This window comes from Massilia oculi, from assembly GCF_017582745.1.
Lineage (GTDB): Bacteria > Pseudomonadota > Gammaproteobacteria > Burkholderiales > Burkholderiaceae_D > Telluria > Telluria oculi_A.
Map to the genome: position 1 here is coordinate 20,295 of NZ_JAFVIM010000027.1, position 24,836 is coordinate 45,130.

Annotated in this window: 21 protein-coding genes; 10 read left to right on the forward strand and 11 right to left on the reverse strand. The window is 67.6% G+C overall.

Annotated elements, in window-relative coordinates:
- Window positions 1–47 precede the first annotated feature (47 nt).
- The 3 genes from J3U95_RS23865 to J3U95_RS23875 are packed head-to-tail and all read left to right on the forward strand — an operon-like array spanning window position 48 to window position 5,288.
- Window positions 48–2,081, forward strand: coding sequence for a coiled-coil domain-containing protein (locus J3U95_RS23865; RefSeq protein ID WP_208281132.1), 2,034 nt, complete (start codon window positions 48–50; stop codon window positions 2,079–2,081).
- Between the two features lie 10 nt (window positions 2,082–2,091).
- Complete coding sequence (locus J3U95_RS23870) at window positions 2,092–4,353, forward strand: bifunctional serine/threonine-protein kinase/formylglycine-generating enzyme family protein (protein ID WP_208281133.1); 2,262 nt, start codon at window positions 2,092–2,094, stop codon at window positions 4,351–4,353.
- Between the two features lie 44 nt (window positions 4,354–4,397).
- Window positions 4,398–5,288 (forward strand): pirin family protein, encoded by an 891-nt coding sequence (locus J3U95_RS23875; RefSeq protein WP_208281134.1) that lies wholly within the window; start codon window positions 4,398–4,400, stop codon window positions 5,286–5,288.
- A 222-nt stretch (window positions 5,289–5,510) separates the two neighbouring features.
- Here J3U95_RS23875 and J3U95_RS23880 read toward each other — a convergent pair whose 3' ends face one another.
- The 3 genes from J3U95_RS23880 to J3U95_RS23890 all read right to left on the reverse strand — a co-directional run bounded on the left by J3U95_RS23880 (window position 5,511) and on the right by J3U95_RS23890 (window position 9,495).
- On the reverse strand, window positions 5,511–7,067 hold the full coding sequence (locus tag J3U95_RS23880; RefSeq protein WP_208281135.1) for an FHA domain-containing protein: 1,557 nt from the start codon (window positions 7,065–7,067) through the stop codon (window positions 5,511–5,513).
- Between the two features lie 116 nt (window positions 7,068–7,183).
- A complete protein-coding gene (locus J3U95_RS23885; RefSeq protein WP_208281136.1) occupies window positions 7,184–8,167 on the reverse strand; it encodes a PP2C family protein-serine/threonine phosphatase in 984 nt (327 codons plus the stop codon).
- A gap of 62 nt (window positions 8,168–8,229) precedes the next feature.
- Window positions 8,230–9,495: an MFS transporter gene (locus J3U95_RS23890; protein WP_208281137.1), complete on the reverse strand. Its 1,266-nt coding sequence runs from the start codon at window positions 9,493–9,495 to the stop codon at window positions 8,230–8,232.
- 108 nt (window positions 9,496–9,603) lie between these two features.
- Between J3U95_RS23890 and J3U95_RS23895 the strand changes: the two genes are divergently transcribed.
- The gene (locus J3U95_RS23895; protein ID WP_208281138.1) at window positions 9,604–10,089 is read left to right on the forward strand and encodes a GNAT family N-acetyltransferase; all 486 of its coding nucleotides are present in this window, start codon (window positions 9,604–9,606) and stop codon (window positions 10,087–10,089) included.
- Window positions 10,090–10,129: 40 nt separating this feature from the next.
- On the opposite strand, the gene J3U95_RS23900 is transcribed toward J3U95_RS23895, so the two are convergent.
- Window positions 10,130–10,804: a PEP-CTERM sorting domain-containing protein gene (locus J3U95_RS23900; RefSeq protein WP_229520069.1), complete on the reverse strand. Its 675-nt coding sequence runs from the start codon at window positions 10,802–10,804 to the stop codon at window positions 10,130–10,132.
- Window positions 10,805–10,823: 19 nt separating this feature from the next.
- Entirely contained in the window at window positions 10,824–12,995 is a 2,172-nt protein-coding gene (locus J3U95_RS23905) for a phosphocholine-specific phospholipase C (RefSeq protein ID WP_208281139.1), read from the reverse strand.
- Between the two features lie 291 nt (window positions 12,996–13,286).
- Between J3U95_RS23905 and J3U95_RS23910 the strand changes: the two genes are divergently transcribed.
- From J3U95_RS23910 to J3U95_RS23920, 3 genes are read left to right on the forward strand one after another with little or no spacing between them, the layout of a single operon-like run.
- The gene (locus J3U95_RS23910; protein WP_208281140.1) at window positions 13,287–14,009 is read left to right on the forward strand and encodes a MarC family protein; all 723 of its coding nucleotides are present in this window, start codon (window positions 13,287–13,289) and stop codon (window positions 14,007–14,009) included.
- A 45-nt stretch (window positions 14,010–14,054) separates the two neighbouring features.
- Window positions 14,055–14,798, forward strand: a complete 744-nt coding sequence (locus tag J3U95_RS23915) for a hypothetical protein (protein WP_208281141.1) — start codon at window positions 14,055–14,057, stop codon at window positions 14,796–14,798.
- Between the two features lie 55 nt (window positions 14,799–14,853).
- Entirely contained in the window at window positions 14,854–15,234 is a 381-nt protein-coding gene (locus J3U95_RS23920; RefSeq protein ID WP_208281142.1) for a hypothetical protein, read from the forward strand.
- A gap of 89 nt (window positions 15,235–15,323) precedes the next feature.
- Here J3U95_RS23920 and J3U95_RS23925 read toward each other — a convergent pair whose 3' ends face one another.
- Window positions 15,324–16,217: a LysR family transcriptional regulator gene (locus tag J3U95_RS23925; protein ID WP_208281143.1), complete on the reverse strand. Its 894-nt coding sequence runs from the start codon at window positions 16,215–16,217 to the stop codon at window positions 15,324–15,326.
- A gap of 88 nt (window positions 16,218–16,305) precedes the next feature.
- On the opposite strand from J3U95_RS23925, the gene J3U95_RS23930 reads away from it, so the two are divergent.
- Both J3U95_RS23930 and J3U95_RS23935 read left to right on the forward strand, forming a co-directional pair.
- Entirely contained in the window at window positions 16,306–17,097 is a 792-nt protein-coding gene (locus tag J3U95_RS23930) for an NAD(P)H-dependent oxidoreductase (protein ID WP_208281144.1), read from the forward strand.
- A complete protein-coding gene (locus J3U95_RS23935; protein ID WP_208281145.1) occupies window positions 17,094–17,492 on the forward strand; it encodes a nuclear transport factor 2 family protein in 399 nt (132 codons plus the stop codon). Before J3U95_RS23930 ends, J3U95_RS23935 begins: the two co-directional genes overlap by 4 nt.
- 39 nt (window positions 17,493–17,531) lie before the next feature.
- Here J3U95_RS23935 and J3U95_RS23940 read toward each other — a convergent pair whose 3' ends face one another.
- The 5 genes from J3U95_RS23940 to J3U95_RS23960 all read right to left on the reverse strand — a co-directional run bounded on the left by J3U95_RS23940 (window position 17,532) and on the right by J3U95_RS23960 (window position 23,423).
- Window positions 17,532–17,993, reverse strand: a complete 462-nt coding sequence (locus J3U95_RS23940; RefSeq protein ID WP_229520070.1) for an SH3 domain-containing protein — start codon at window positions 17,991–17,993, stop codon at window positions 17,532–17,534.
- Complete coding sequence (locus tag J3U95_RS23945) at window positions 17,993–19,576, reverse strand: RAD23 family protein (RefSeq protein ID WP_208281146.1); 1,584 nt, start codon at window positions 19,574–19,576, stop codon at window positions 17,993–17,995. The genes J3U95_RS23940 and J3U95_RS23945 overlap by 1 nt, the downstream gene beginning before the upstream one ends.
- Window positions 19,546–21,885 carry an FtsW/RodA/SpoVE family cell cycle protein gene (locus J3U95_RS23950; RefSeq protein WP_208281147.1) on the reverse strand — a complete coding sequence of 780 codons (2,340 nt, stop codon included), beginning with the start codon at window positions 21,883–21,885 and terminating at the stop codon, window positions 19,546–19,548. Before J3U95_RS23950 ends, J3U95_RS23945 begins: the two co-directional genes overlap by 31 nt.
- A complete protein-coding gene (locus J3U95_RS23955; protein ID WP_208281148.1) occupies window positions 21,882–22,844 on the reverse strand; it encodes a protein kinase domain-containing protein in 963 nt (320 codons plus the stop codon). The genes J3U95_RS23950 and J3U95_RS23955 overlap by 4 nt, the downstream gene beginning before the upstream one ends.
- A 99-nt stretch (window positions 22,845–22,943) precedes the next feature.
- Window positions 22,944–23,423, reverse strand: a complete 480-nt coding sequence (locus J3U95_RS23960; protein ID WP_208281149.1) for a glycine zipper 2TM domain-containing protein — start codon at window positions 23,421–23,423, stop codon at window positions 22,944–22,946.
- Between the two features lie 195 nt (window positions 23,424–23,618).
- Here J3U95_RS23960 and J3U95_RS23965 point away from each other — a divergent pair, with 195 nt between their 5' ends.
- Window positions 23,619–24,755 (forward strand): metallophosphoesterase, encoded by a 1,137-nt coding sequence (locus tag J3U95_RS23965; protein ID WP_208281150.1) that lies wholly within the window; start codon window positions 23,619–23,621, stop codon window positions 24,753–24,755.
- Window positions 24,756–24,836: the final 81 nt, after the last annotated feature.

The window sequence follows — 24,836 nt, forward strand, 5'->3', positions numbered from 1 at the left end:
TTTGTAATTGGAAGTGACGAGAAGTACAGGACAGAACGGAGTCGGATATGTTGCAGATGTTCGGAGTGAAAGGCGCCACGTGCCCGCGCTGCGAGTGCAAGAACGCGCTGGATGCGCGCTATTGCGCCGGCTGCGGCGTGATCCTGGGCGCGCCGCGCAACAAGCCGGTGCTGGTCGAGAACCGCTGGGTGCCCGGTCCCGACGAACTGGCCGTGTTCTTCGGCGTGCGTGAACTATCTGGCCTGTTCGTCAAGACGCTGCGCGTGCCGGCCACGGCGCGCGGCTTCATCCTGCAGGGAGATAAAGCCACCGAGGTGCCGCAGGGAGAGTACGAGATCGAAGGCTTCTTCACCCGGCTGAACCACCTGCTGCGCGACCAGCACGCCGAGATCCTCGTCACCCGCACCGGCGCGCTGGCGGTGCCGTTCCAATTCGACGACATCCCCACTTGCGAACATCTCGACATCGCCCTGCGTTTCTCGGTCAGCGTCAGGATCGAGAACGTGCCGGCCTTCGCCCGCCATTTCATGACCACGCCGGGCACGATCGGCGCCGGCGAATTGCGCGAGCTGTTGTCGCATCCGGTGCGCCAGCTTGCGCTCGAGTTCATCGGCGCGCGCTCGATCCGCGAACTGGCGGCCAATGGCGAGCTGCGCGAGCAGCTGGACCAGCGCCTGCAGGGCGGCCTCAAGACGCTCCTGGCCGGTTATGGCCTGGCGGTGACGGCGGTCGAGACCTTCGAGCTGCGCCACGACAAATACGACGCCAACCGGGCCCGCATCGGCAGCCTGTGGCTGGCGACCGACGAAAAACACGTGCAGCTGGCCCACAGCCGCCAGCTGGACGAGCTGTACACGGCCGAGGAATGGCAGCGCATCAAGCGCAGCGAAGAAGAGGGGCGGCTGCGGCTGCGCCGCGCCGAGCTGCGCCAGGATGACGCCATCGCGCGCGCAGAACTGTCCCTGCAGGGCGCCGACCGCGCGCATGGCGTGCGGGCGCGCCAGATCGAGCTGTATGGCCGCATCCTCGAGGCGCAGTCGCGCAAGCAGGCGCTGGCCAATGGCGCCGCCGAGGTGCTGGCCGAACTCGAACACGAGATGGCGCAGAAGAACGCGCAGCGCGCCGACGAGGCGGCCGAGTGGCAGCACCTGCGCGCGCTGGCAGGCGTGCGCATGCGCGCCGAGATCGCGAGCGCCCAGCAAGAGGCCACCCAGGCGCGCCAGCTGGCCCAGCAGCGCTTCTCCCAGCAACTGCTGCAACAGCAGATCCGCAACAAGATCGAGCAGGCGCGCCAGATCGAGGACGCGGCGCGCCAGCGCGCCGAGCTGGCAAGGCTGCGCGAGAGCGAAGAAGAAGCGGCGCGGCGACTGCGCGATATCGAGGGCGCCGAGCACGAGGCGACGTTCCAGTCCCTGAAGCTGGCCAATGAGGCGCGCCGGCGCGAGGCCGAACGGGCGCAGGAATGGGAAGATGAACAGGCGCGCCAGCGCATCGAGAGCGTGCGTCGCGGCGCCCAGCAAGAGAAGCTGCTGCGCACGATCGAGGCCGACAGCACGCACGCGCGCCTGATGCAGGACGTCACCCTGGAGGCCGACGAGCGCCGCGCCGGCATTGCAGAAGCGGCGTGTGCAGCCGACCGCGCCCACGAACTCGAACTGGCCCGACTGGCGATGGCGCGCGCCGAGGCGCTGGGTGCGATGGACGATACCGCCAAATTGGCGCTGGCCGAGGCGCCGAATGCGGCGGTGCTGGCCGACTACCTGAAGACGCGCGTGCATGCCTCGATGGATGGCGAACAGCTGACGGCGCTGGCCGGCGTGGCTGGCGTCGGCAAGATCGACGCGGCCTTGGCTGACGCGCGGGTCGCCGCCGAACAGGCGCGCCGCGAGCAGGAGGTCGACAAGGACCGCCGCCACCAGCTCGACCTGCTGGCCATGCAGAACGATGTGAACAAGGCGGCGCTGACCTCGCAGGCCGCGCTGGCCACTGGCATCGCTGGCGCGCGCCAGTGCGTCCACGGCCATCCGGCCGGGCGTGACGACCGTTTCTGCGCCGCTTGCGGAGCGACGCTGCCGGCGTGATTCAATAGCAATGCAGACTGCCATCGACAAGATCCGCGAACTACGCGCGCTGCACGAAGACGGGCTGTTGAGCCGTCAGGAGTTCGACCTGCGCAAGAACGCGATCCTGGACGCGGCCTATACGCCGGCCGAGCGCGCCGAGGCGCAGGCGCCCGGCACTGAGCTCGGTCCTGCAGCGGATGTGCCCATGGCGCGTCCCGGCACCGAGATCGGCCTGATGGCCGGCCAGGAAATCGGCCCGCAAACGCGCCGCTACCGGCTCGAGCGCCTGATCGCCCATGGCGGCATGGGCCAGGTGTGGCAGGCGACGGACCTCGCCACCCACGCCGAACTGGGTCACAGCGCCCAGGTCGCGCTCAAGATCCTGCCGCCGCACCTGACCCAGGCCGCGAGCCATGCGAAACTCCTGATCCAGGAAGCCACGCGCGCGCGGCGCCTGGCGCACGAGCACATCGTGCGCGTCTACGAATGGGCCCAGGATCCGGCCACGTCCAGTTACTTCATCATCATGGAGTACCTGGAAGGAGAGGACCTCGATGCCGTGCTGGCGCGTGAGTCCCGGCTTCCCCTCGATCGCTTGCTGGCGCTCCTCGACCCGGTGGCCGACGCCCTCGACTACGCCTGGGGCAAGCACCGCCTGGTCCACCGCGACATCAAGCCGGGCAATGTGTTCGTCACCCGCAAGGGTGAAGTCAAGCTGCTCGACTTCGGCATCGCGGCGCGCGCCCGCGCCAGCGGCGCCATGTCGCCGCTCGACGCGCCGGCGACGTCCGGCACCGCCGGCTACCGCGCGCCCGAGGCGGCGCTCGAAGGCCGGGTGCCGGAGCCGACGCTCGACGTGTACGCGGTGGCGGTGATGATCCACCAGCTGCTGACCGGCGTGCTGCCCGGCGCGCCGGGCGGGCAAGTGCCGGAGACGCTGGGCGCGCGCCAATGGGAAGTGCTGCGCGCCGGCTTCGCATCCGACCCGGGGCAGCGTCCGGCCACGGTGCATGCGCTGCTGGACGCGATCCGCGCCGCGGCCGGCCCGTCGGCCGAGGAACTGGCCGCGCAGGCGGCGGCGCGCCGGGTGCTGGAAGAGAAGGAAGCGCGCGAGCTGGCTGCACGCCGCAAGGTGGAGGCCGAAGCCGCCGCCGCGGCCCAGGCCCGGCTCGACGAGCAGCGCCGCATCCAGTTGCGCGAACAGCAGCGGCGCGAACGGGCGGCGGCCGAAGAGGCGCGCCTGGCGCGCAAGGAGCTGCTCCGCCAGCAGTTGCTGGCCAAGCGCGACGAAGAGGTGGCGAAGGCGCAGGCGGCCAAGGAAGAAGCGGCACGGAAGGCGGCCCAGGCCAAGGCCGCCGCCGCGTATCTCGCGCAGCAGAAGAAGGCGCGCGAAGAAGAGCTGGCGCGCGGGCAGACGGCTTCCACCCCCGCCGAGCCGGCGCCGAGCGCGCCGGCGCCATCGATGCCGGTTCCAGATGCCGGCGCCATTCTGCACGACCCATTCACCGACGGTAGCGGCAACGGCCCGGCCCTGGTCCTGATCCAGGCCGGCCGTTTCGAGATGGGCTCGCCCGAGCACGAGCGCCGCATCGCGATGGCGGCCGGCTCGCAAAAGAACTGGATCGCGCGCGAGACGCCGCAGCACTGGGTCGGCATCGAACGCCCCTTCGCCATGGGCCGCTATCCGGTGACGGTCGGCGAGTGGCGCGCCTTCGTGCAGGCCAGCGGCTGGGAACAGCATGGCGAGGTCAATTGGGAATCCCCTGGCTTCCCGCAAACCGATATGCATCCGGTGGTCGGGGTCACCTGGTTCGACGCGCAGCAGTACGTGGCCTGGCTGAGCGAGGCCACGGGCAAGCGCTACCGGCTGCCGAGCGAGGCCGAATGGGAATACGCCTGCCGCGCCGGCAGCAAGACAGCCTTCAACGTGGGCGACACCATCTCGACCCTGCAAGCCAATTTCGACGGCAGCTTCACCTATAACGGCGGGCCGCGCGGCGAATTCCGGCACGGCACCACGCCGGCCGATTCGTTCGCGCCGAATGCCTGGGGCCTGCACGATATGCACGGCAACGTCTGGGAATGGGTGCAGGACGTGGTGCACGACAACTACGAGGGCGCGCCAGGCGACGGCAGCGCCTGGGAACTGGGCGGCGACCAGGTGCGGCGCATCCTGCGTGGCGGTTCCTGGCTGTACAACCCGCGCTACCTGCGCTCGGCGCTGCGCAACGGCTTCTCGGCCGTGCTGTCGAACGATATCGTCGGCTTTCGGGTGGTGCGCGAATTGTAAACCGGTGTACAGTCGAGCATTGTCTTTCCGACCAGGAGTTCGCCATGAGCATCGCACACCTCTTCAAATCGCACGACAAGGACCTGGGCGGCGGTTTCACCGTGCGCCGCATCCTGCCGGCGGCGGCCAGGCAGTCGGTCGGCCCCTTCCTGTTCTTCGACCACATGGGACCGGTGGAGGCCGAGCCGGGCACGCGCCATGACGTGCGCCCGCATCCGCACATCGGCCTGGCCACGGTGACCTACCTGTTCGAGGGCGCGATCATGCACCGCGACAGCCTGGGCACCGAGCAGCGCATCGAGCCGGGCGCGATCAACTGGATGACGGCCGGCAGCGGCATCGTGCACTCCGAGCGCACGCCCGAAGACCTGCTCGAGCGCAAGCGCCGCACCCACGGCCTGCAATTGTGGGCCGCGCTGCCACGCGAGCACGAAGAAGCGCCGGCCGCGTTCAGCCACACGCCGGCGGACCGGATCCCCGAGGTGCAGCTCGACGGCGCCAGGGTGAGGGTGCTGGTCGGCACCGCGCTGGGCCAGACCTCGCCGGTGCCGACCTTCGCCGAGACGCTCTACCTCGACGTGCACCTCGACGCGGGCGCCGCCATCGAGCTCGATCGCTTGCCCGACGAAGCTGCACTGTACGCGCCGTTCGGCGCCATCGAGATCGACGGCGAAGCGGTCCCTGCCAACACGATGGCGATGCTCGAGACGGGCGCCGCGGTGCGGGTCAGCTCGCCCGAAGGAGCGCGCTTCGTCGTGATCGGCGGCGCGCCGCTGGACGGCAAGCGCTTCATCTTCTGGAATTTCGTCTCGACCAGCCGAGAGCGCATCGAGCAGGCGGCGCACGACTGGGAAGCGGACCGCTTCGTGGCAGTGCCGGGCGAAACGGAACGTATTCCGCTGCCGCCTTTGCCGGCGGCCTGGCGCCACGACTGATTTGCCGCGCGGCTAACGGGCGCTGGGGCAACCGGCGCCGGCGTAAGCTGGCATCATCAACGTGGTCTTGACGCGGAGGTGATGCCATGAAGATACCCGAACACCTGCGGGCGCCGGCGATCGTGTTCGCCTTGCAGGCCGCGCTGTTGGCCGGCGCGGCATTGGTCTTCCTGATCCTGATCCCGCCCCACGGTTGAGCGCTCGCCCGCCAGGGCGACCGGTTCAGGCGTTGAGTGCGGCGATAAGCGCGTGGCTGCGACGTTCGTCACCGCCACGGTGGTCGCCGTGCGCCTCTGGATAAGCCTGCGCCACGAAGCGCGCCGCGATGCCCAGGCCCGCCTGCTGCAGGCGGTCAAGCTGGGCCTGCGGCGCCAGCGGGGTCTCGCGGCCGCTGTCGCGGTCGCGCTGCCAGAAGCCGCCGTCGCGATGGAACAGCATCGGCAGCGCGGCGGCGCGCGGCATGCTGGACGCCTGCTGGTGCCTGCTCGAGGCAGGCAGGCAGTCCGGCGCCATCAGGTAGAAGCATTCGGCGCGCGCGCCGGCGTCCAGCCGGTGCAGCACCACCGCGTGCGCCATCAGGGCCGTCACCTCGAGCGTGACGATGCCCTTGATGCTGGCGGTCAATTCGATCCGCATGCCAAGCCGCAGCTGCACCGGCATGTGCTTGCCGGGCCAGACACCGTCCAGCAGCAGGCCGTAGCGGGACACGTCCTCGATCTCGAAGCCATGCCGGCTGCGGCGGATGACGGCGTGCCGTCCCGACAGGCGGCGGGTCAGGCCGCCAATCTCGGCGCCGGTTTCACCGTGATGGGCCAGCAGCAGGTCGGCCTCGGGCGCGATGCTCTCGAAGCGGCCCAGCACGCACTCGTCGAGCGCGAACAGGCGTACGTGGCGCTGGGTGGCCGAGTCGGCCTCGGCGTGCACCAGGCAGGCCCTGGCGCCGGGGCAGGGATGCAGCGCCGCCTCGACCGGGATGTCGATCTCGATCAGGTCTTCGTCCCAGGCGATGGTCGACATGCCGAGGTCGATCTTGCCGCTGCCGCCGTCCAGGTTGAGCTGGGCGATCGAGGCATTGCGGGCATTGACGTCGATGTCGATCCGTCCGCCGCCCGGTGCATTCACGCGGGCGATGCCGGCGTCGTCGGCCGTCACGCGCACGTTCTTGTGGGTCGCGAGGAAGGTCTGGTGGATCTCGCCCAGGCTGGCGTCCTGGCGCGGCACCAGGATGACGGGCGAGCAGGTCCAGGTGCGGTTCGATTCCGGGGCCTGGCGATGATGGCTGTGCAGCTCGATCTCGATGCGGTACTGGCCGTGCTCCAGGCCGCGCGAGGAAAATTCGAGGAACAGGGGGCGCCAGTCGCCGCGCGAGGTGCGCTGGAAGGCATAGCTCTCGCCGCCGTGCAGGCGCAGGGCCGAGCGCACCAGCATGCGCACCTCGGGCGCGCAATCCATCGGCATGCCGCGCAGCTCGAGGCGGATCGCCTGGCGGCCGCCGGCGGCGCGCGGGTCGAAACCGCTGATGTGCAGCTGGGGGCGTTGCAGGTTGGCCCGCGGTAGCGTCGGCGCCGGCCCGATGTCGGTCGGGCGCCGGCTGCGCAGGGCGGTGATGGCGTCGAAACTCGACGGCAGGCCGACGGCCGGCGCGGTGGCTACCGGCGGCGCGGAAGGCTGCAGCTCGGCCTGGGCCTCGGGCTGGGCATGCCCGTGCGCGCACATGGCGTCGCCGGGCAGGACCCAGACGGTGCAGTGCGGATGCTCGGGATTGCGGCAGCGGTTCATGTCAGGACGACAAGTTAAATAATGGTCGAAATCAATATTGCAAGCTTACGCTGTTTTTGAACCGCACGGCGCACCAAGTTCGTTGATTAACAACATTATTTTCTAAAAGCATTAGATCAGTTGGTGGCTTTGGTGGGGCCTTCCACCGGCAGCACGGTTTCGTCGGCATGGCGGGCCAGCGGCCGTGCGACCAGCGCGGTCAGGTTGTCGGGCTGCAGGCCGGCCGGCGGATCGTTCTCCAGCAGGCCGAACAGGCGCTCGACCAGGGTCACCGCATCCGGATCGCCCTGCATCAATGCCGGCCAGCCGGCAACGAAACCGTCCGGCTGAGCGCAGGACCAGAAGCCGTCGGTGGCCAGCAGGTAGGCCGCGCCGGGCCGCAGGGGGAGCGCGCGGCGGTCGGCCAGGCGGGCGAGCCAGCAGGGCAGGTTCTCCGGGGTCAGGGCGAACAGCGGGTCGGACAGGCGCGTCGGATCGGCGAAGGCGTTGCCAAGGATGAAAGCCTGGGCGATCTGCGGCGCATGGCGTCCGTGCACCTGGCGCCACCAGTCCGCCTCGTCGAGGCGGCCGGCGAGGGCGGCCACGGTGGCCGGCACGTGGTCGACCGTCAGGGGCGTGGCGTGCGCCGCGTCGAGTTCATACAGGCGCGAGTCGCCTACGTGGACCAGCAGCGGCGCGCCGCTCGCCGGCAATTCGAGCAGGGTCAGCGTGGTGCCGGGCCGCCCGGCGCCGCTGGCGCCCTGGGCGAAGCGCGCCTGCAGGCCGGCGTGGATGGCGTCCAGCCGCCCGCCCAGTTCTTCCAATGTGGCGCAGGCCGGCATCGCCAGCAGGGCCGCCGCCAGTGCTTCGGCCGCTTCGCGGCCATGGCCATGGCCGCCCATGCCGTCCAGCACCGCCAACCGGCCATGGCCGGACGGCCAGCCGTCCACTGTAAGAAAGCAGGGTTGCTGGTCCTGCAGGCGGCACGCGCGGCCGTCGAAATCGATGACGACGAAATTGTCCTGGTTCTCGGCGCGGGTGGACGGGCCGCAGCCGACGCGGCTCGCGACCGCGACGTCGAAGCAGGGAGCGAAACGGAAATCGGCGAGCGTGACTGGCATTGGCAAAATGATCAGGATAATAGCGCCACTTTACACGTTCGCGGGGCGGATCAAAGACACGATTAGATGGGGTGTTTCCGGCCGCCCGTCAGCAAGACCAGGGCGTTGAGCACCACGCAGGCGCCTGCGGCGGCGAACGCGGCGCGCACGCCCCAGGCGTCGGCGACCAGTCCCCACAGCACGCTGCCGGCTGCATAGCCGCCGGACATCACGAACAGGTAGATCGACAGGGTGCGGGCGCGCACCTCGGCCGGGAAGGACAGCTGGGCCGCCGCGTTGAGGGTCGAGACGGTGGTGGACCAGGCCATGCCGCCGCAGACGATCATGGGCGCGAGCAGGATCAGCGAGCGTGTATGCGGCATGGCCAGCAGCATCGCGCCATATACCAGCAGCGCGCCGGCCAGCAGCCCGGTGCGGTCGACCCGTGCCCGAACCTGCGGCAGGAAGAAGGCGGCAGCCACCGCCCCACCGCCCAGGCAGCCCATCAGGGTGCCATACACGCCGGCGCGCATGTGCAGCACGTCGCGCACGAAGACCGGCAGCAGGCTGGCGAAGGCGATGGTGGCGAAGAAGACCGAACACACATTGCGCAGGATGCGGCGGTAGCGCGGGCAGCCGAAGGCGGTAGCGAAGCCCAGGCGCAGGCGCGCGCCGAACTTTTCGCGCGCGCCCGGCTGCGGTTCGCCCTCGCGCCACCAGTGCCAGTAGACCCCCAGCAGGCCGATGAAGGAGACTGCGTTGGCCAGGAACAGGGCGCCCGGCCCGATCCAGCCGAACAGCAGGCCGCCCAGCACCGGGCCGAGGATGGCGGACAGGTTGTACGACAGGTTGTTGAGCGTGGCGGCGGCCTCGACTTCGTCGGGTTCGACCAGGCTTGCCAGCGCCGCCTGCCAGGCCGGCCAGACGAAGGCGGTGCCGATGCCCAGGCAAAACGTGATCGCCAGCACCGGGCCGCTGGATACCTTGCCGCTCCAGACCAGCACGGCCATCGCGCCGGCGCATACTGCATTGAACAGATTGCAGAAGAACAGGAATTTGGGCCGGTGCACGGCGTCGGCCAGCACCCCGGCGAGCAACGCGAACAGGAAGATCGGCAGATAGGTGGCGGTCTGCACCAGCGAGGTGATCGAGGCCGATTGCGACAGCGAGGCGACCAGCCAGGCTGCGGCGAAGGTCTGGACCCAGGTACCGAGATTCGAGACCAGGTTGGCGAGCCAGATGCGGCGGTAGCGGGCATGGCGCAGCGGCTGCGTCAGGGGCACCTTGCGGCGTTTGGGAACCGTGCCGGCGGCAGGGGAAAATAAGGCGAGGAAGCTGGCTTTCGGCATGGTCGAACCATGGTAGGACGGGGCCCGCCCGCTCGTCAATAAAATTGCATTATGGAAAATCAACGCTGTGGTATGTTTACGCTCCACGCAACACTGTCAATACATGTCATGGACATCAGGCCGCTGGTCGACACCGATATTCCGCTGCTCGTTCCCGCCATCGCGGCCCAGTTGCGCGAGCTGGCGCTGGAGTTCATCGTGCACGAATCGACGCGCGAGGGCGCCGCGACCTTCCTGGCCGAGAACGACCAGATCGGTGTGCGCAAATACCTGGCGCTGGGGCATGTGTACCACGTGGCGCTGGATGAGGGACAGCTCGCGGGCTTCATTGCGATCCGCGACAACAGCCATCTGTTTCACCTGTTCGTCGGCAAGCGCTGGCAGGGGCGGGGGCTGGCGCGGCGCTTGTGGAATGTGGCGCGGGCGGCGGCCATCGCACGCGGCGGCGACGGCAACTTCACGGTCAATGCGTCGAACCATGCGGTGCCGGCGTACGAGGCGTTCGGCTTCGTGCGGGTGGCGCCGACGCAGTGCGTGAAGGGCTTGTATTTCAATCCGATGCGGCTGGGGTGGGCGGACGACGTCCACGGCTAACGCACGCCGCCCACCTGCTCGCCATGGACGTCGACCGCCGTCAGCGCGCCGGTTTGCGCCGACGCCGCGCCCAGCCCAGGATGCCGCCGCCGAGCACGAACATCGAGGCCATGCCAGGTTCCGGCACCTCGCCGCCTGGCGCCTGCAGGATGAAGGAAAGGTTGTCCGCATAGCCGTCGTTGTCGCCGGAGACCAGGCGTTCCATCGACAACCAGAACGATAGAGAGCGGGTGCCTTCCGGCAGGAACCCCTCGGACTCGCGGTAGAACAGGCCGGTCTGGTTGTCGCGGTCGCCCGGCGTCACGGGGCCGAGCGCCGAACTTCCGACCTCGTTGCCCAGCTCGTCGAGGAACTGCACGTAGAACAGCGCGTTATCGCCCTGGTTGCTCCAGCCGCCGAGCCATCCGCTCAGGGAGTAGGAAATCCGCTGCGACGTCGTCGTGCCGAAGTCCAGTGTCTGATAGCCGACGGCGTATTGTCCGAGACCGCTGAACATCCGGGCGCCACGGTCGCTGGGTCCAGGCTGGGTCGGCAAGACCCAGTTGCTGCCGTAGTTCACGGACTGGAACATGTCGTAGCCGGCATACCCGGTCCATCCGGCCAGGCCAGCCTCGGCATCGCCGTTGACGACCAGGTTGTCGCCATAGACCACCGCCGCCTGGGCGCTGCACACCGCGGCCAGCAAGGCCGCGCCAACGAGAAATCGGTACATCATGAAAGACTCCTTGTGAGGTTCAATTGACACGATACTGGTCGAGCCGTGCCGGCCCCTGCATCGCGGGATCGCTGATCGACGGCAGTCCGTTTTCCAGGTGGCCGGCGAAGCGCCGCAGCCAGCCGGGCAAGCCATTCACGCGCAGGCTGTAGTCGTACCAGTGGTGGCTCGACGCCAGCGGCAGCCGCACGGTGCTGCGCGAGCGCGCGACGACACGCACCTCGACCGGCCTGGCGTCGTAGTACTTGTTGGCGGCCAGGCTGAAGGTGCAGGGCTGCGCACCGTCGTTCACCAGCTCGATCACCAGTTCTCCGGCCTTGCGGTCGGCGCGCAGGATCAGCTCTGGCGCATCCGCATTGCGGCCGCGGCGCACATCCCCCGCGACATGGCGATGGAAGCCGTTCGGCCCCAGGATCCAGAGATCGTAGAGCGAAGCGGTGCTCCAGCGCCCCTTCAGCTGCTTGCCCGCCTCGACGGTGTAGCGGCGCGGAACCTGGTCCAGCGCCAGGCGATCGTAGACATGGAATACCGCACCGGCTTCGCCGGCGTTGTCGAAGGTGAGTTCGACCTGGCCGGTCAGCGCTTGCGCCTGCACCTGGAGTTCATACGGCAAGGCGCGCGCCGGTCGCACCCCGGCTGCCTGGACCGGCGCGGCCAGTGTGGCCGGCGTGGCCGGCACCTTGGTATTGGGCAGGGCCAGGGCCATTGCGCGCCGGGCCGCCGTTTCGGGCAGCAACTGACCGAAACCGCTGTCGGGCGGATTCACGAAGTCGAAACACGAGAGCAGGTTGCCGCTCACCGCGCGCCGCCACGGGCTGATGAGCGGCTCGCGCACGCCAAAGCGCGCCTCGATGAATCGCACCACGGACGAATGATCGAAGACCTGGGAATTCACCCAGCCACCCTTGGACCAGGGTGAGATGACGTACATCGGCACGCGCGGACCGAAGCCGTAAGGACGGTGCAGCGTGCGCGGATCGGCGCCGTTCAGCACATGGTGGTATTCACCAAGCGTGTCGACGGTGGACGCGCCGGCCAGGCGTGCCTGGGCCGGGTCGGCGCTGTAGGCCGTATAGGCCGGGACCGAGGGCGGCGGCATGTGGTCGAAGAAGCCGTCGTTCTCGTCGAAGTTGACGAGGAATACTGTCTTGCTCCAGCTCTCGGGGTTGGCCGTCAGTGCGTCCAGCACGCGCGCGATATAGTCGGCGCCGGAGGCGGGACTCGACGGCCCAGGATGCTCGGACCCCTCGGCGGTGGCCACGACCCAGCTCACCTGCGGCAGGCGGTTGGCCAGCACGTCGGCCTTGAGGAGGTCGAGGTCGCGCGTGCTGATGCCGCGCTCGCGCAGCGCCTGCGAAGCACCGGGACGTCCGTACCAGGCGTTGCGGAAGCTGCGGAATCCGGCCAGCGGATTGTCGGTGAAGTTGTCCGCCATGTTCTGGTACACCTGCCAGCTGATGCCGGCCGCCTGCAGGCGTTCAGGATAGGTGGTCCAGAGATAGTCGGTGGCCGGGTCCTGGTTGAAGTTATCGCGGCTGTTGTCGGTCGACGGGCCGCCCGCCACGGCCAGCGGATCGTTATGGCCGGTGAACAGGAACAGGCGGTTGGTGTTGGTGCCGGTCTGCGTGGCGCAGTGATAGTGGTCGCAGATCGTGAAGGCGCGCGCGAGCGCGAACTGGAACGGCAGGTCGGCCTCGGCGTAATAGCCCATCGAATGGTTCTGCTTGGCCGCGCACCAGTCGTTCATGCGTCCACTGTCCCAGGCCAGTTGCGCGTCGAGCCAGGCGTGCGGCGTGCCCGCCACCCGGAGGACGGGAAAGTCCTGGACGGTGTTGAGCCGGAATGGCGCGATGGCGCGGCTTTGCGGCCAGTCGGGCCGGCCTGGCACCGGCGCGCCGCCGACGCTCTTCTGGACGAAGACCGATTTGCGGCTGAAAAGGTTTTGCCGGTCGACGACGGGGATCGGGAACGGATCCCCGAAGCCGCGCACGCCTTCCATGGTGCCGAAATAATGGTCGAAGCTGCGGTTTTCCTGCGTCAGCACGACGATGTGCTCGACGTCCTGCAGGCTGCGGGTGCGCTGGTTCGCTGGCAGGGCCAGGGCGCGCTGGATGGCGGGAGGGAAGGTGGCCAGCACTGCGCTGGCGCCACCCGTCTGCGCCAGCGTGCGGAGAAAGTCGCGACGGCTCATGCGCGCACCTGCATGATGAGCGGGGCAAAGTCGTGTGGTTGCATTTGATTGATCCGGTCGGTTGGAGGGATTACAAGGAATTCACGTACAGCGCTGCCCAGCTTATGTCTTGACGATGAAATGTTGATGACAAACCAACGGTGTGCGCGACAATTCATTGGCATACATGAAATTATTGGCCTCAGCGGTGTGCAGGCTGTCCCCGGTCATCGGTTACAGTGTGGCCGACACGCGTGCCGCCCACATGCGGCGAGCGTCGAGCGTTCGCCGGAACTTTCCCCCGCTATTTTCATGACGATAGAATTGTTGCTGGCAGCAGCCAGGAGTTTCTTGTTTGTATTGGTGACGATGCTGCCGATCCTGAATCCGGCCGCCACCGCACCGATTTTCCTGAGCATGACCGAGGGTGCATCGCCCGCCACCCGCACGCTGCTGGCGCGCCGCATCGCGCGCAATATGTTCTGGCTGATGACGGGGTCGATGCTCATCGGCTCGTATGTACTCGACTTCTTCGGCATCTCGCTGCCCATCGTGCGGGTCGGCGGGGGCCTGATCCTCGCTTCGGTGGCCTGGCGTTTGCTGGGCGCGACTCCTTCCACGCTGGACAGCCGCACCGCACTGGCGGAGGCTTATACGCAAGACCATGCGTACCGCCAGGCCTTCTATCCATTGACCTTCCCGATCAGCTGCGGCCCGGCCTCGATCGCGGTGGCGATCACGGTGGGCGTCGCGCTGCACGACGCGCAGATCGTGTTCTCGCTGGCGCGCATGGGCGGCGCCCTGATGGCGCTGGCGGTCATCGGCGTGCTGATCTATCTCGCGTTCCGCTATGGCGAACATTTGCTGCGGCTGATCGGGGAGGCTGGCACCGCGGTCTTCCTGCGTTTGACCGCCTTCATCCTGCTGTGCCTTGGCGTGCAGATCGTCTGGGACGGCCTGCGCGAGCTGCTGCTCGAGGTGATGTCGGTGCCGACGCATCTGGCGACGGTCCGGACGATCCTGGGCACCGGATAGAATTGGTGAGCGTACGCGCTGGCCGGCTCGCTATACTGCTGGTCGATGACCAGTCTCTCTTATCCGTTCCCGTCGACTGCCGGCACGCGCAATGAGCGCCTTGCCGGTGTTGGCGTTACGCTGGCGGTCCACCTGGCCTTGATCCTGGCCTGGCAGATGGCCGGCAAGCTGCCTTTGACGCCGCAAGAGGGGAGCGACGAGGCGATGCAGTGGCTGTCGCTGCCCACGCTGCCCGCGCTGCCACCGCGCCTCGAGCCGGCTGCGCCGGCGCAGTTGGAGACAGTACGGCCCGCACCTGTTACCGCTCCGGCGCGTCCAGCTCGCACCGTTCCCGCTCCAGCGGCGGTGGAGGAAGCGTCATCGGCCGCGCCAGCGCCGTCGATGGTGGACAAGCAGCCCGCTGCGATGCCCAGTGCCGCAGACATTCTCGCCAATGCGCGGCGCAGCGTCGGCGAGATCGACCGCACCCTGCGCAAGGAAAACAAGCCACTGATCGTCTTGCCGCCGGATAGCCCGCAGATCCGCATGCGCGAGGGCATGGAGCACGCGCGCGCCATGGCGGCGCCGCGCCTGTGGGAAGCGCCCAAGGTCGAGGAACTGGTGAACAACACGGGCGACGGTGCGCGCCGCACGCGCGTCATTACCGGCAACGGCACCTATTGCATCACTAATCGCGCGCCGACGACCAACGTCGAGATGATCGAGATGCATGGCAGGCAGCGCTTCACTAAATGCCCGACGCACGAAACGCCGCCCAAGCAGCAGGAGTGGCGTACCGCGCGCGATTAGATATCTCAATTGAGTAGCGCATCGGATAGTGAGATTTTTGTAATGGATAGTTCTCGTGAAGACTTTGATAACGTTACCGTTCGCTGCATGTTTGATGGCCGGATCATCGTCGGCTCTTTCGACGCCACCCAGTCAGCATTGCGGAAAGTTTTCGTCCACCGATGAGGTTTCGATTCCACTGACGGTCGCCGAGATAGAGAAGGAGGAGATGGCGACGCTTTCGGACAAGTTAAAAATGCAGCCAGACTATCCACGTGTGCCGTTCGGATTCATCAATGCGGAATGGACTGCTTTCAAGTCGATGATGAGACCCGGCGACAAAATAGTGCGATACAGTACGGACTATCACTCTTGGCAACATCTCGCCGGCGAGACTGGCTATGCACTGATACGATCCGGCTGTGTCGTTGAAAGGTTCGCGACAATGTGGAACTGATCGGCCAGTCGCGGCGCCGGTTGCGGTCTGCGCTGAGTTGCCATTTCCGGTCCTGGAGGCCCGCTGTGCTGCGCTTGAGGGCCGCCGCCTTACACCGACTTTGATATCGTCTCCCGCAACCACTGATGAGCTGGATCCCGGTGGGAGCGCTCATGCCAAAGCATGACCATTTCATAGCCAGGAACGTCGACAGGCGGCTCGACGATTTGCAGCATGTCGCTACTGCGTACCAGACGCGAAGGCACCATGGCGACGAGGTCTGTGCCAGCCAGGACGGACATCATGAACAAGAACTGTGGAACGGAAAGCACCACCTTGCGCTTCAAACCTGCTTTTGCAAGCGCATCGTCAGTCACTCCATGGAAACCGCCGCGATCTGGCGACACAATGACATGCTCCAGTTCGCAGAATTCCGCCAGCGTGAGTTGCGAATGCAAACGCGGATGACCCACTCTACCAGCAAGGACATAGCGCTCTGCGAAAAGCGTGCGACGGCGCAGTCCAGGAGGCGAGCCTTCGCCAGTATGGAAGGCAAGATCTATCTCGCCCTGTTCGGCTTGCTTCGCAATCTGTGACGGTACCAAATCCATCACCGCAAGCCGGGTTGCCGGCGCCGCCGCCCGGATCGCGGCCAGCGCAGGTAACAGTATGGTCGAGCCGCTGGAGTCGGAGGCGGCGACGCGCCAGGTATGTCGGGACTCTGCCGGGTTGAACGGGCGGGCCGGCGTGACTGCACGCTCCAACGATTCAAGCGCGTCGCGCAATGGCTGAATCAATTCCTCAGCTCTTGCGGTGGGCTGCATTCCACGCGGACCAGGGAGCAACAGAGGGTCACCAAAAATGTCCCTGAGCTTGGCAAGGTGAACGCTGACGGAAGGCTGCGAATAGTTGAGGCGACGTGCTGCCCGGGTCACATTCCGTTCAGCCAGAAGCACGTCAAGGGTGACGAGCAGATTCAGGTCAAGCGATCGCAAATTAAGCATATTAATAGCTCGTATGTCGATAATTCATTTCCAATATACCTGACGCGAACCTATTCTGTCCTCCCTTGCTTACGTTGAAAGATCAGTTATGAACATTCTTCTCGTCCATGCGCATCCGGAGTCCAAGTCCCTGAACGGGGCGCTGAAAGATTTCACGGTGAAACGGCTGCAAAGCGCGGGGCACCTGGTGCAAGTATCAGACTTGTACGCAATGCAGTGGAAAGCCGCTGTCGATGCCGAAGATACCACCCAGCGCTTGTCGACGACCCGGTTCGATGTCGCCTTCGAATCCAGGCACGCTTTCGAAAACGGCTTTCAAAGTGAAGACATTGTCCGCGAGCAGGAGAAGCTGTTGTGGGCCGATGCGGTAATTCTTCAGTTTCCGCTGTGGTGGTACTCCATGCCGGCAATCCTGAAAGGTTGGATCGAGCGGGTATATGCTTTCGGCTTTGCCTATGGGGTTGGCGAGCATTCCGACACACACTGGGGGGACCGTTTTGGTGAAGGCACGTTAGCCGGGAAGCGAGCCATGCTGGTCGTGACAGCAGGTGGTTGGGAATCCCACTACGGTCCGCGGGGCATCAACGGTCCAATCGACGACATGCTCTACCCAATCCAGCACGGTATTCTGTTCTATCCGGGCTTCTACGTGATGCCGCCGTTTGTCGTATATCGAGCTGGCAGTACGGATGAGATCAGGTTTCGTCATATCTGTGACGAACTCGGTCAACGACTCGATGCTTTGTTCAGCGCAGATCCCATCGCGTTTCGGCCTCAGAACAAGGGCGATTACAGCATTCCGGCGCTGACCTTGCGAGACGATATTCTCACTGGGCAGACCGGGCTGTCGATACACGTCGCAGATCGCGAGCACTCATGAATACCAAAGCAAACAAAAGTCTCGTTGAACGTTTCCTCGGCCAGTTTGAAAATGGCGGGGTCAACGAGCTTCTCGATATGATGAGTAATGACGCGACATGGTGGGTCAATGGCAAACCTCACCTGTTTGCTTTTGCCGGACTAAAAACCAGAGCTGAAATGCGGCCCGCCCTTGATGAGCTTTTTGCCTTCTTTGACGGCGGATTAAGAATGGAATTGAAAAGCTCGATTGGCGAAGGCGATATGGTGGCCGTTGAAGCACGCTCTCATGGAGTAACAAAGAGTGGGAAGCACTATGAGAACGAGTACCACATATTGTTTCGACTTCGTGATGGCGAAATCGTTGAAGTACGGGAGTACACCGATCCCATGCATGCGGTCGAAGTGCTGCGTTAGACGGTATCGCAAACTTTATTGTTCGTGCCCAATAACAAATCATTCATCGGCACGACGCAGCCACAGGCTGCTGGCCCAGCCCTCGACCGCCTTGCCATCGACCGTCGCGCGCACCTGCCACCAGTCGCCGTCGCGCAAGCCGGTCGCCTCCACCCGCGCGCCGGCCGGCACCACCAGCAGCCGTTCGGCGCCGACGCCTCCCGCCACGCGCAGGTTGAGCGCATCGTGCACGCGGTAGCGGGCGCCGGCGACCGGCACGTCGATGCCTGCCAGCTCCTTGGCCTGCGCCGACTGCACCAGTTGCGGGGCCGGTGCGGGAGTACCGAACATGGCCAGCAACAGCGTCCCGCCGGCCGCGGTGCCGACTCCCAGCACGCCGAGCGCGCGCGCATTCGGCTGCCGCCACCAGGCGCGCGGCGTGAGCCAGGCGCAGAGGCACAGGGTCAGCACCAGCGCCGCGCCGTAGGCGGCCGCATGAGTCCAGGTAACCATCGTCGTCATCAGGCGTCGAAGCGCAGCACGTAGTGTCCGGCCACCAGGTGATGGCCAGGCGGGATCACATAGGGCTGCTCCTGGGTCGCGCTCTCGATCTGGGCCACCAGGGCCAAATGCTCGTCCAGGTGGTACAGCGCCTGGGTCGGCGACAGGCGCGCGATGCGCAGACCATCGCTGGTGGCTTCCCAGCTGAAGGCGTTGCGCGACAGGCCGAGGCGGTCGGCGCTGGCGGCCGGGGCGCCGTCGCCCTGGCGCACGAATTGCGGCGTGTCGAGCACGCGCAGCGCGCCCAGCGACGGCATGCCGCGCCCGAAGGTCAGGCGCGTGCCCGATGCGGCCGGCTGCGACGGACCCTCCGGCAGCACCAGCAGCGCGCTGTAGCGCTCGGCCAGTTGCTGCTGGACCGCCAGCAGGCGGATGCTGGCGTTGTCGAGCGGCGCGAACTGCGACGGCACGGCGATGCGCTGGCGGCCGGCCGGGGTGATCGCGTGCAGCTCGTCGGCATCGTCGACCGCGAAGCGGATGACGCTGTCCTTGCCCGGCGCACTGGGCAGCAGCTGGGCGTTCAGGCCGACCTCGAGTTCCTGGGCGCCGGTCTCGCGGTAGCGGCTCAGGCGCGGCAGGGCCAGTGCGGCCAGCGTGATGCGGTGGCGCGCCACCGGGGCGTAGGTCGCATCGAGCTCCGTCGTTGGCGTCGGTCTAGTCGCCAGGCTCGGGGCGGCCAGCGGCATTGCGGTCATGTCGGCGGCCGGCGGCGTGGTGGTGCGCGACTTCCATACCGCCGGGCTGCGCTGAGGCTGCGCGCCTGGTATGGCGGGTGTGGCGCCGGACGTCGGCGCAGGCTGCGGGCGGGCGGCGGTACTGGCGCTGGTGCCGATGCGGCTGATCTTCAGGAGCAGGCGCTGGGCGCTGGCGCCCTTGCCGCGCAGGACGTAGTAGCCGTTGGCGGCATCGAAGCGGCATTCGAAACTGTCCTTGGGACGCACCTGCAGTTCGAGCGGGGTGCCTGGGCCGTCGTTCACCAGCAGCAGGCCGCCTTCCGGACCGAACGGCCAGCCGGGCACCGCGAAGGTGGCGTTGGCGGCGTCCAGGCCGACCAGGGTCAGGCGCTGGTTCGGATAGATGGCGCAGACCGGCTGCCAGATCGCGCTGTCGCGCGAGGCGGTCACCGTGTACTGGACTTGCTCGCCCGGCGCCGGCAGGTAGACGGCATGGCCGAACTTGACCTGGACTTCGCCCGGATCGAGGTCGTCGCTGCCCAGCACGTGGTAGCGCACTTCGTCGCCGCCGAGCAGGTCGCCAAAATCCTTCTGGTGCAGGGCGGCCAGCGATTGCGCCAGGTCGCGCACGCGCGCGCCGCGGGTCAGGTGGCGGTCGTCGTCGACCTCGTCCTGCGGCAGCACCAGGGTCACGTGCGAGAAGCAGCGGGTGGCCGCACGGCCGCGCTGCTCGCGCGGCGAGCGCTCGAGCAGGTCGCGCAGCAGCGGACGGCGCGAGAACAGCGCAAGGCCAGGCGCCTGCCACAGGGCGTCGGCGTTGAACACATCCTGGACCTTGCCTAGGACTTCGTGTTGGACATAGACCGGCATGATTGACTCTCCTCGTTGAATTGGGTGCTCGCCATGCCGAACGCTAGCAGGGGGCAGATGAAAAACAGCAGGTGCGAGCCGCCCGCGGACAGGAAGCTCATGGGCTGGCCCATGATCGGGAACATGGCGAGGTTGGTGCCCCACGACAGCAGCAAATGGCCGGCGACGAAGGCCGCGCCGCCGCACAGGGCAAAGCACTGGAAGCGGCCGATCCAGGCGCGCCGGAAGTCCTTGGCCTCGTCCGAGCAGCGCCAGGCGCCGGCGGCGGCGCGCAGCAGCGCCGCCAGGAACAGCGCCTGCAGGCTCCACAAGGCCAGGCCCGCCGCCAGGCCGTGGCGATGCAGGAGGAAGGACGGCGCGAAGTCGTCCTGGATGGCGGGAATGCCCAGGGCCTCGCCGGCCGCGCCGCCCAGCGCCGCTAGGCCGAGCAACTGGTCGGCGCCCAGCCAGCCTCCCTGGACGATGGCGCGGCTTCCTTGCAGCATCTGCTGGCCGGTGTGCGGGTGGATAGTCGGTTCGCTCCAGACCTGGAAGCGCTCGGGGTAGAAGCCGAAGGCGCCGAGCAGGTCGCCGCCGGCGCGCATCGTCACGCCGCCCGCCGCCAGCAGGCCGGCCGCCACCAGGACCGACGCCAGCGCCGCGCGCCGTCCATGGCTCGCGCACCAGGCCAGCAGCATGGCGCCGCTCCATACCAGCAGCAGCACCAGCGGAGAGTAATCGTCGACCCGCACCAGGGCCGCCGCGAGCAGGAACACGAACAGCAGCACCGGCGCAGCCATCCGCAGCCAGAAGCGCCAGTCGCGCCGCTCGTGCGCGGCGCCGCCGGCGGCCAGCGCCAGGCAGTGCGCGCTCAACGCGGCCAGGGCGAACTTGGCGAATTCGAAGGGCTGGATGTCGAACACGCCGGTCTCGCCGCCGAAGCACACCTGCAGCAGCAGGCCGCCCAGCGCGAGCGCGGCGAATACCAGCAGCACGCGCTCGGTGACCGGGCGCGACACGGCGCCGCGGGCGAAACACGACAGCAGCAGCAGGGCGCCCGGCAGGCCGAGACCCAGCAGCGCGGTCGTGTTCTGGAAGTGGCGCAGCCAGGCCGTGTCGCTCGCCCCCAGGCCCATCTCGAGCTGCACCAGCAGGCCGGCGCCGAGCAGCAGCACGGCGCTGGAAGCCAGCAGCGAGGCGCGGCGCGGATACAGCAGGGTAAGCCAGAGCGTGGCCCAGGCCAGCAGCAGGGAGATGGCAGCGCCGGGGGCGCCGACGGTGCGCTGGCTCACCAGCAACAGCATGGCGCTGGCGGCCAGCAGGCTTGCTGCAAGCGGGCGCACGAGCTCTGAATATCTCCTGCATTGGCGCAGCGATGGCGCGATGCAGGCGAGCCCCATCAGCAGGACCAGACAGGCGGCGGCCCAGGCCAGCGGCGGCGGCGCGGGCAGGGCGAGATGGTCGCGCTGCTCCCAGCGCCAGCTCACCGTGGCCGGCAACTGATTCGCAGGCGACGCCGACAGCGCGACCTGGCGCGACGGCGACAGGCGCAGGGTAGCGCCATCCTGCACGATGGTGATCAGGGTGCGGCCGACGGCGAAGGCATCCACGTCGGCCAGCGGCAGCTCGCGCTGGGCGGCATCGATCCAGCCGGCGCCGTGCGAGACCAGCACCGGCTGGGCGCCGCGCGCCGACAGGGCGATGCGGCCGTCGTCCTGGCGCAGCAGCAGGGCGTCGCCGGGTTCGATCGCGGCGGCGGCGATGCGGTTGCCGCAGTAGAGCAGGCCGCCGAGGCTCAGGGGACGGGCCAGTCTCGCTCCTTGCGGCAGCCAGCGGTTCCAGGCCGCCACCGCGCGCGCCGACAGGGCGGTGTCGGGACAGGCCGGCTGCGGCTGGCCGTCGCGCAGCACGGTGGCGCCGTCGTAGGTCCAGGTCTGCTCGCCATCGTGCAGGGTGACGCGGCCCGCTTCGGCGGAGACGACCTGCAATCGCAGCGCGCCGGCCTGGATGCGCTGGCCGGCCGCGAGCGGCAGGTCGCTGCTGCGCTGGCGCGCATCGCCCTGGCGCAGCACGACGGCTTGCAGCGGTTCGGCGTTGCGCAGCAGCCAGTCGCCGTCACGGTCGCGGCGCAGCACCAGCTGACGCGGCGCGGCGCGCGGCGCGCCCAGTTCCTGGCGGCCCAGCATGACCGATTCGCCGGGGGCGAGGGTTACTGCGATTTCGGCCGGCGTCCAGGCCGCCGGCGCCCTCATCAAGGCCAGCAGTTGCACGGCGCACAGCAGGGCGAGCAGGGTCCAGGCCAGGCTGGCGCCGAACGATGGGCGGCTCATGCGGCGCTCCGCAGCGCACCGCAATCCACGGCGGAGACGGTGTCCGCCAGGCTCCGGCTGATGTCCAGCGCATGGCGTGGACGATCGGCGGGACGCTCGGCCACCAGTGCGCGCAGCAGCGCGAGGCCGGGGGCGGCGGCCGCGCCCAGACGGCTGGCGAACAGCGCCGCTTCGTCCGGGTGCAGTACGAGTGGCCGGGCCTGGCGTTCGGCCAGCAGGCTGGCCGCCGCGTCGCGCCCGTGCGCCTGCCAGGCCTGGCCGCAGGCGCTGCTGTAGCGCAGCAGGCGGCCGCAGACCAGGTAGTAGAGCAGGGCGCCAAGGGCGAAATAATCGGTGCGCGCCTCGGTGGCGTAGCCGTCGGCGTCGGGGAAGAACTGTTCCGGGGCTTGCCAGTTGGCGGTGCCGGCATAGGTGTGGGCGCGCAGGTCGTCGAGGCGGCGGTTGGTGCCGAAATCGGCCAGCTTGACGCTGTCGTTCGCGCCGTCCAGCAGCAGGTTGCCCGGTTTGAGGTCGAGATAGCGCCAGCCGCTGGCGTGCACCTTGGCCAGCGCCTGGTTGACCTGGCCGATCCAGGCCAGCGCGCGGGCAGGGGCGACCGTGCGCCCCAGCGCCATTTCGCGGGTCAGGTGGCCGGCCAGGTCGCCGTCGAGCAGTTCGAGCGCCATCGCCGGCATGCCGGCGTGCTCGCCGCTGTCGAGCAGGCGCACGATGTGGCGGCCATCCCATGGCGCCAGGCCGCGCAGGAAGGCGATCTCGGTGTTGGCGCTGGCCAGCCAGCGCGCGCGCAGGCCGATTGGTGCGCGTTCCATCTGTTCCAGGTTGACCAGCTTGAGGGCCACGCAACCGTTGGCGTGCAGGCTGTCGGCGCGCCACACGACGCCATAGGCCGACCCGGCCAGCGCCTCGCGCAAGCGATACTGGCCGCCGGCCAGCGAGATGACGGTGCCTGCTTCGTACATGGTGTCCCCCGAACCTGGCGCATGGCGCCGATGCGGGGAACTAGCGGAGGGTAGACGAAAAAAAGCCGCGCGGTGCGCGGCTCATTGGATCGGCGTGGATCAGCGGCCGTGGCCGTGGTGGTGACCTCGGCGGTCGTCGCGATCCCAGCGGTCATGGCGGTCGTGCCGGTCCCAGCCGCGGCCGCGATTGTCGATGTAGACAGGGCGCGGTTGCACGTACACCGGACGGGGCTGGACATACACCGGACGGGACTCCACATATACCGGGCGTGGCTGCACGTAGACAGGACGCGGTTGCACATACACGGGGCGCGGCTGCACGTACACAGGTTGCGACTGGTAGTAGCCGCCGTGGTGGCCGTAATGACGGCGGTCGTCGCGGGTGTTGATGGAGTTGCCCACCGCCGCGCCGATCACGCCGCCGGCGACGGCGCCGCCGGTGCCGCCGACCGTGTGGCCGACGACGGCGCCGAGCACCGCGCCAACGGCCGTGTTCGTACCACGATCACCGGCCATTGCCGCCGGCGATACCGCGACAGCGGCCAGCAGCACAGCACCAAGGGTTGTCGATTTCAACATGGTCTTTCCTTTTACCCTGGCGGAGATCGGGATGATGACTGCGACACCGGGTATGGACGTACTATATTCCCGACGCCGGATTGTGCCTTTCGTTAATACAGTTTTTTACAACTGCATCTCAGCCGGTAACATTCCGCCTTGCAAGCAGCGGCAGGCGCCCCATCTAGGAACGACCACCGTCATCCGATCATCACCATGCGCCCGAGCCGTAGCTTCGTCGTCGTCCTCTCCCTGCTGGTCTTGCTGCTTGTTTATATCGGCATGCGCCTGCTGCCCGATCTCGGGCTGGGGCTTGCCGGCAATGCCATCGCCGTCGTCCTGCTGGGCCTGCTCGGCGCGCTGGTGCCGGTTGGCCTGATGTCGTCCTCGTTGCGCCGGCGGCGCTGGTCGAACCTGGTCGCCTGGCTCGGCCTGCTGTCGATGGGCCTGTTCTCGTCGCTGCTGGTGACCACCTTGCTGCGCGACCTGGTCCTGCTGGCGCTGCTGCCTTTCGGCGCGTTGACGCCGGCGATCATCTACGGCAGTGCACTGGCCGTGCCGCTGGTGGCGCTGGCCGTGACCGTGGTCGGCTACGTCAACGCGCGGCGGGTGGCGCGGGTGGTGAAGGTCGACGTGCCGATCCGGGACTTGCCGGCCGAGCTGCACGGCTACGCCATCGCCCAGATCTCGGACATCCACGTCGGCCCGACCATCAAGCGGCCCTACCTGAACGCCATCGTCAACAAGGTCAACAAGCTCGGCGCCGACGCCATCGCCGTCACCGGCGACCTGGTCGATGGCAGCGTGCAGCGCCTGGCCATGCATACCGAACCGCTGGCGCGCCTGAAGGCGAGCGACGGCGTGTTCTTCGTCACCGGCAACCACGAATACTATTCCGGCGCGCTGGAGTGGATCGCCGAGGTGCGGCGCCTTGGCCTGACGGTGCTCATGAACGAGCACGTGGTGCGCCGGCGCGGCAATGCCGCCCTCATGATCGCCGGCGTGGCCGATTACACGGCCCATCACTTCCACCCCGAGCACAAGAGCGACCCGCAGCGCGCGGTCCATGGCGCGCCGCCCGAGGTCGGCGTGAAGGTGCTGCTGGCCCACCAGCCGCGCAGCGCGCCCGAAGCGGCCAAGGCCGGCTTCGACTTGCAATTGTCGGGCCACACCCACGGCGGCCAGTTCTTCCCATGGAATTTGTTCGTACCGCTGCAGCAGCCTTTTGTTGCGGGCCTGAACCGCGTACGCGATATGTGGGTATATACCAGCCGCGGCACCGGCTATTGGGGACCGCCGAAGCGCTTCGGCGCGCCGTCGGAAATCACGCTGGTACGCCTGGTGCCAGCCTGAGCAAGGAGCTGCGCCCGTACCTTTTATATGTACGTACGGCAAAAAAAGTAGGGGCGGAAAGTTGCCGAATGCGCTATCGTT

Excerpts from the sequence above, each read along its gene's own strand:
- J3U95_RS23865 (WP_208281132.1), top strand. The coding sequence starts at position 48 with ATGTTGCAGATGTTCGGAGTGAAAGGCGCCACGTGCCCGCGCTGCGAG.
- J3U95_RS23870 (WP_208281133.1), top strand. The coding sequence starts at position 2,092 with ATGCAGACTGCCATCGACAAGATCCGCGAACTACGCGCGCTGCACGAA.
- J3U95_RS23875 (WP_208281134.1), top strand. The coding sequence starts at position 4,398 with ATGAGCATCGCACACCTCTTCAAATCGCACGACAAGGACCTGGGCGGC.
- J3U95_RS23880 (WP_208281135.1), bottom strand. The coding sequence starts at position 7,067 with ATGAACCGCTGCCGCAATCCCGAGCATCCGCACTGCACCGTCTGGGTC.
- J3U95_RS23885 (WP_208281136.1), bottom strand. The coding sequence starts at position 8,167 with ATGCCAGTCACGCTCGCCGATTTCCGTTTCGCTCCCTGCTTCGACGTC.
- J3U95_RS23890 (WP_208281137.1), bottom strand. The coding sequence starts at position 9,495 with ATGCCGAAAGCCAGCTTCCTCGCCTTATTTTCCCCTGCCGCCGGCACG.
- J3U95_RS23895 (WP_208281138.1), top strand. The coding sequence starts at position 9,604 with ATGGACATCAGGCCGCTGGTCGACACCGATATTCCGCTGCTCGTTCCC.
- J3U95_RS23900 (WP_229520069.1), bottom strand. The coding sequence starts at position 10,804 with ATGATGTACCGATTTCTCGTTGGCGCGGCCTTGCTGGCCGCGGTGTGC.
- J3U95_RS23905 (WP_208281139.1), bottom strand. The coding sequence starts at position 12,995 with ATGAGCCGTCGCGACTTTCTCCGCACGCTGGCGCAGACGGGTGGCGCC.
- J3U95_RS23910 (WP_208281140.1), top strand. The coding sequence starts at position 13,287 with ATGACGATAGAATTGTTGCTGGCAGCAGCCAGGAGTTTCTTGTTTGTA.
- J3U95_RS23915 (WP_208281141.1), top strand. The coding sequence starts at position 14,055 with ATGACCAGTCTCTCTTATCCGTTCCCGTCGACTGCCGGCACGCGCAAT.
- J3U95_RS23925 (WP_208281143.1), bottom strand. The coding sequence starts at position 16,217 with ATGCTTAATTTGCGATCGCTTGACCTGAATCTGCTCGTCACCCTTGAC.
- J3U95_RS23930 (WP_208281144.1), top strand. The coding sequence starts at position 16,306 with ATGAACATTCTTCTCGTCCATGCGCATCCGGAGTCCAAGTCCCTGAAC.
- J3U95_RS23935 (WP_208281145.1), top strand. The coding sequence starts at position 17,094 with ATGAATACCAAAGCAAACAAAAGTCTCGTTGAACGTTTCCTCGGCCAG.
- J3U95_RS23940 (WP_229520070.1), bottom strand. The coding sequence starts at position 17,993 with ATGACGACGATGGTTACCTGGACTCATGCGGCCGCCTACGGCGCGGCG.
- J3U95_RS23945 (WP_208281146.1), bottom strand. The coding sequence starts at position 19,576 with ATGCCGGTCTATGTCCAACACGAAGTCCTAGGCAAGGTCCAGGATGTG.
- J3U95_RS23950 (WP_208281147.1), bottom strand. The coding sequence starts at position 21,885 with ATGAGCCGCCCATCGTTCGGCGCCAGCCTGGCCTGGACCCTGCTCGCC.
- J3U95_RS23955 (WP_208281148.1), bottom strand. The coding sequence starts at position 22,844 with ATGTACGAAGCAGGCACCGTCATCTCGCTGGCCGGCGGCCAGTATCGC.
- J3U95_RS23960 (WP_208281149.1), bottom strand. The coding sequence starts at position 23,423 with ATGTTGAAATCGACAACCCTTGGTGCTGTGCTGCTGGCCGCTGTCGCG.
- J3U95_RS23965 (WP_208281150.1), top strand. The coding sequence starts at position 23,619 with ATGCGCCCGAGCCGTAGCTTCGTCGTCGTCCTCTCCCTGCTGGTCTTG.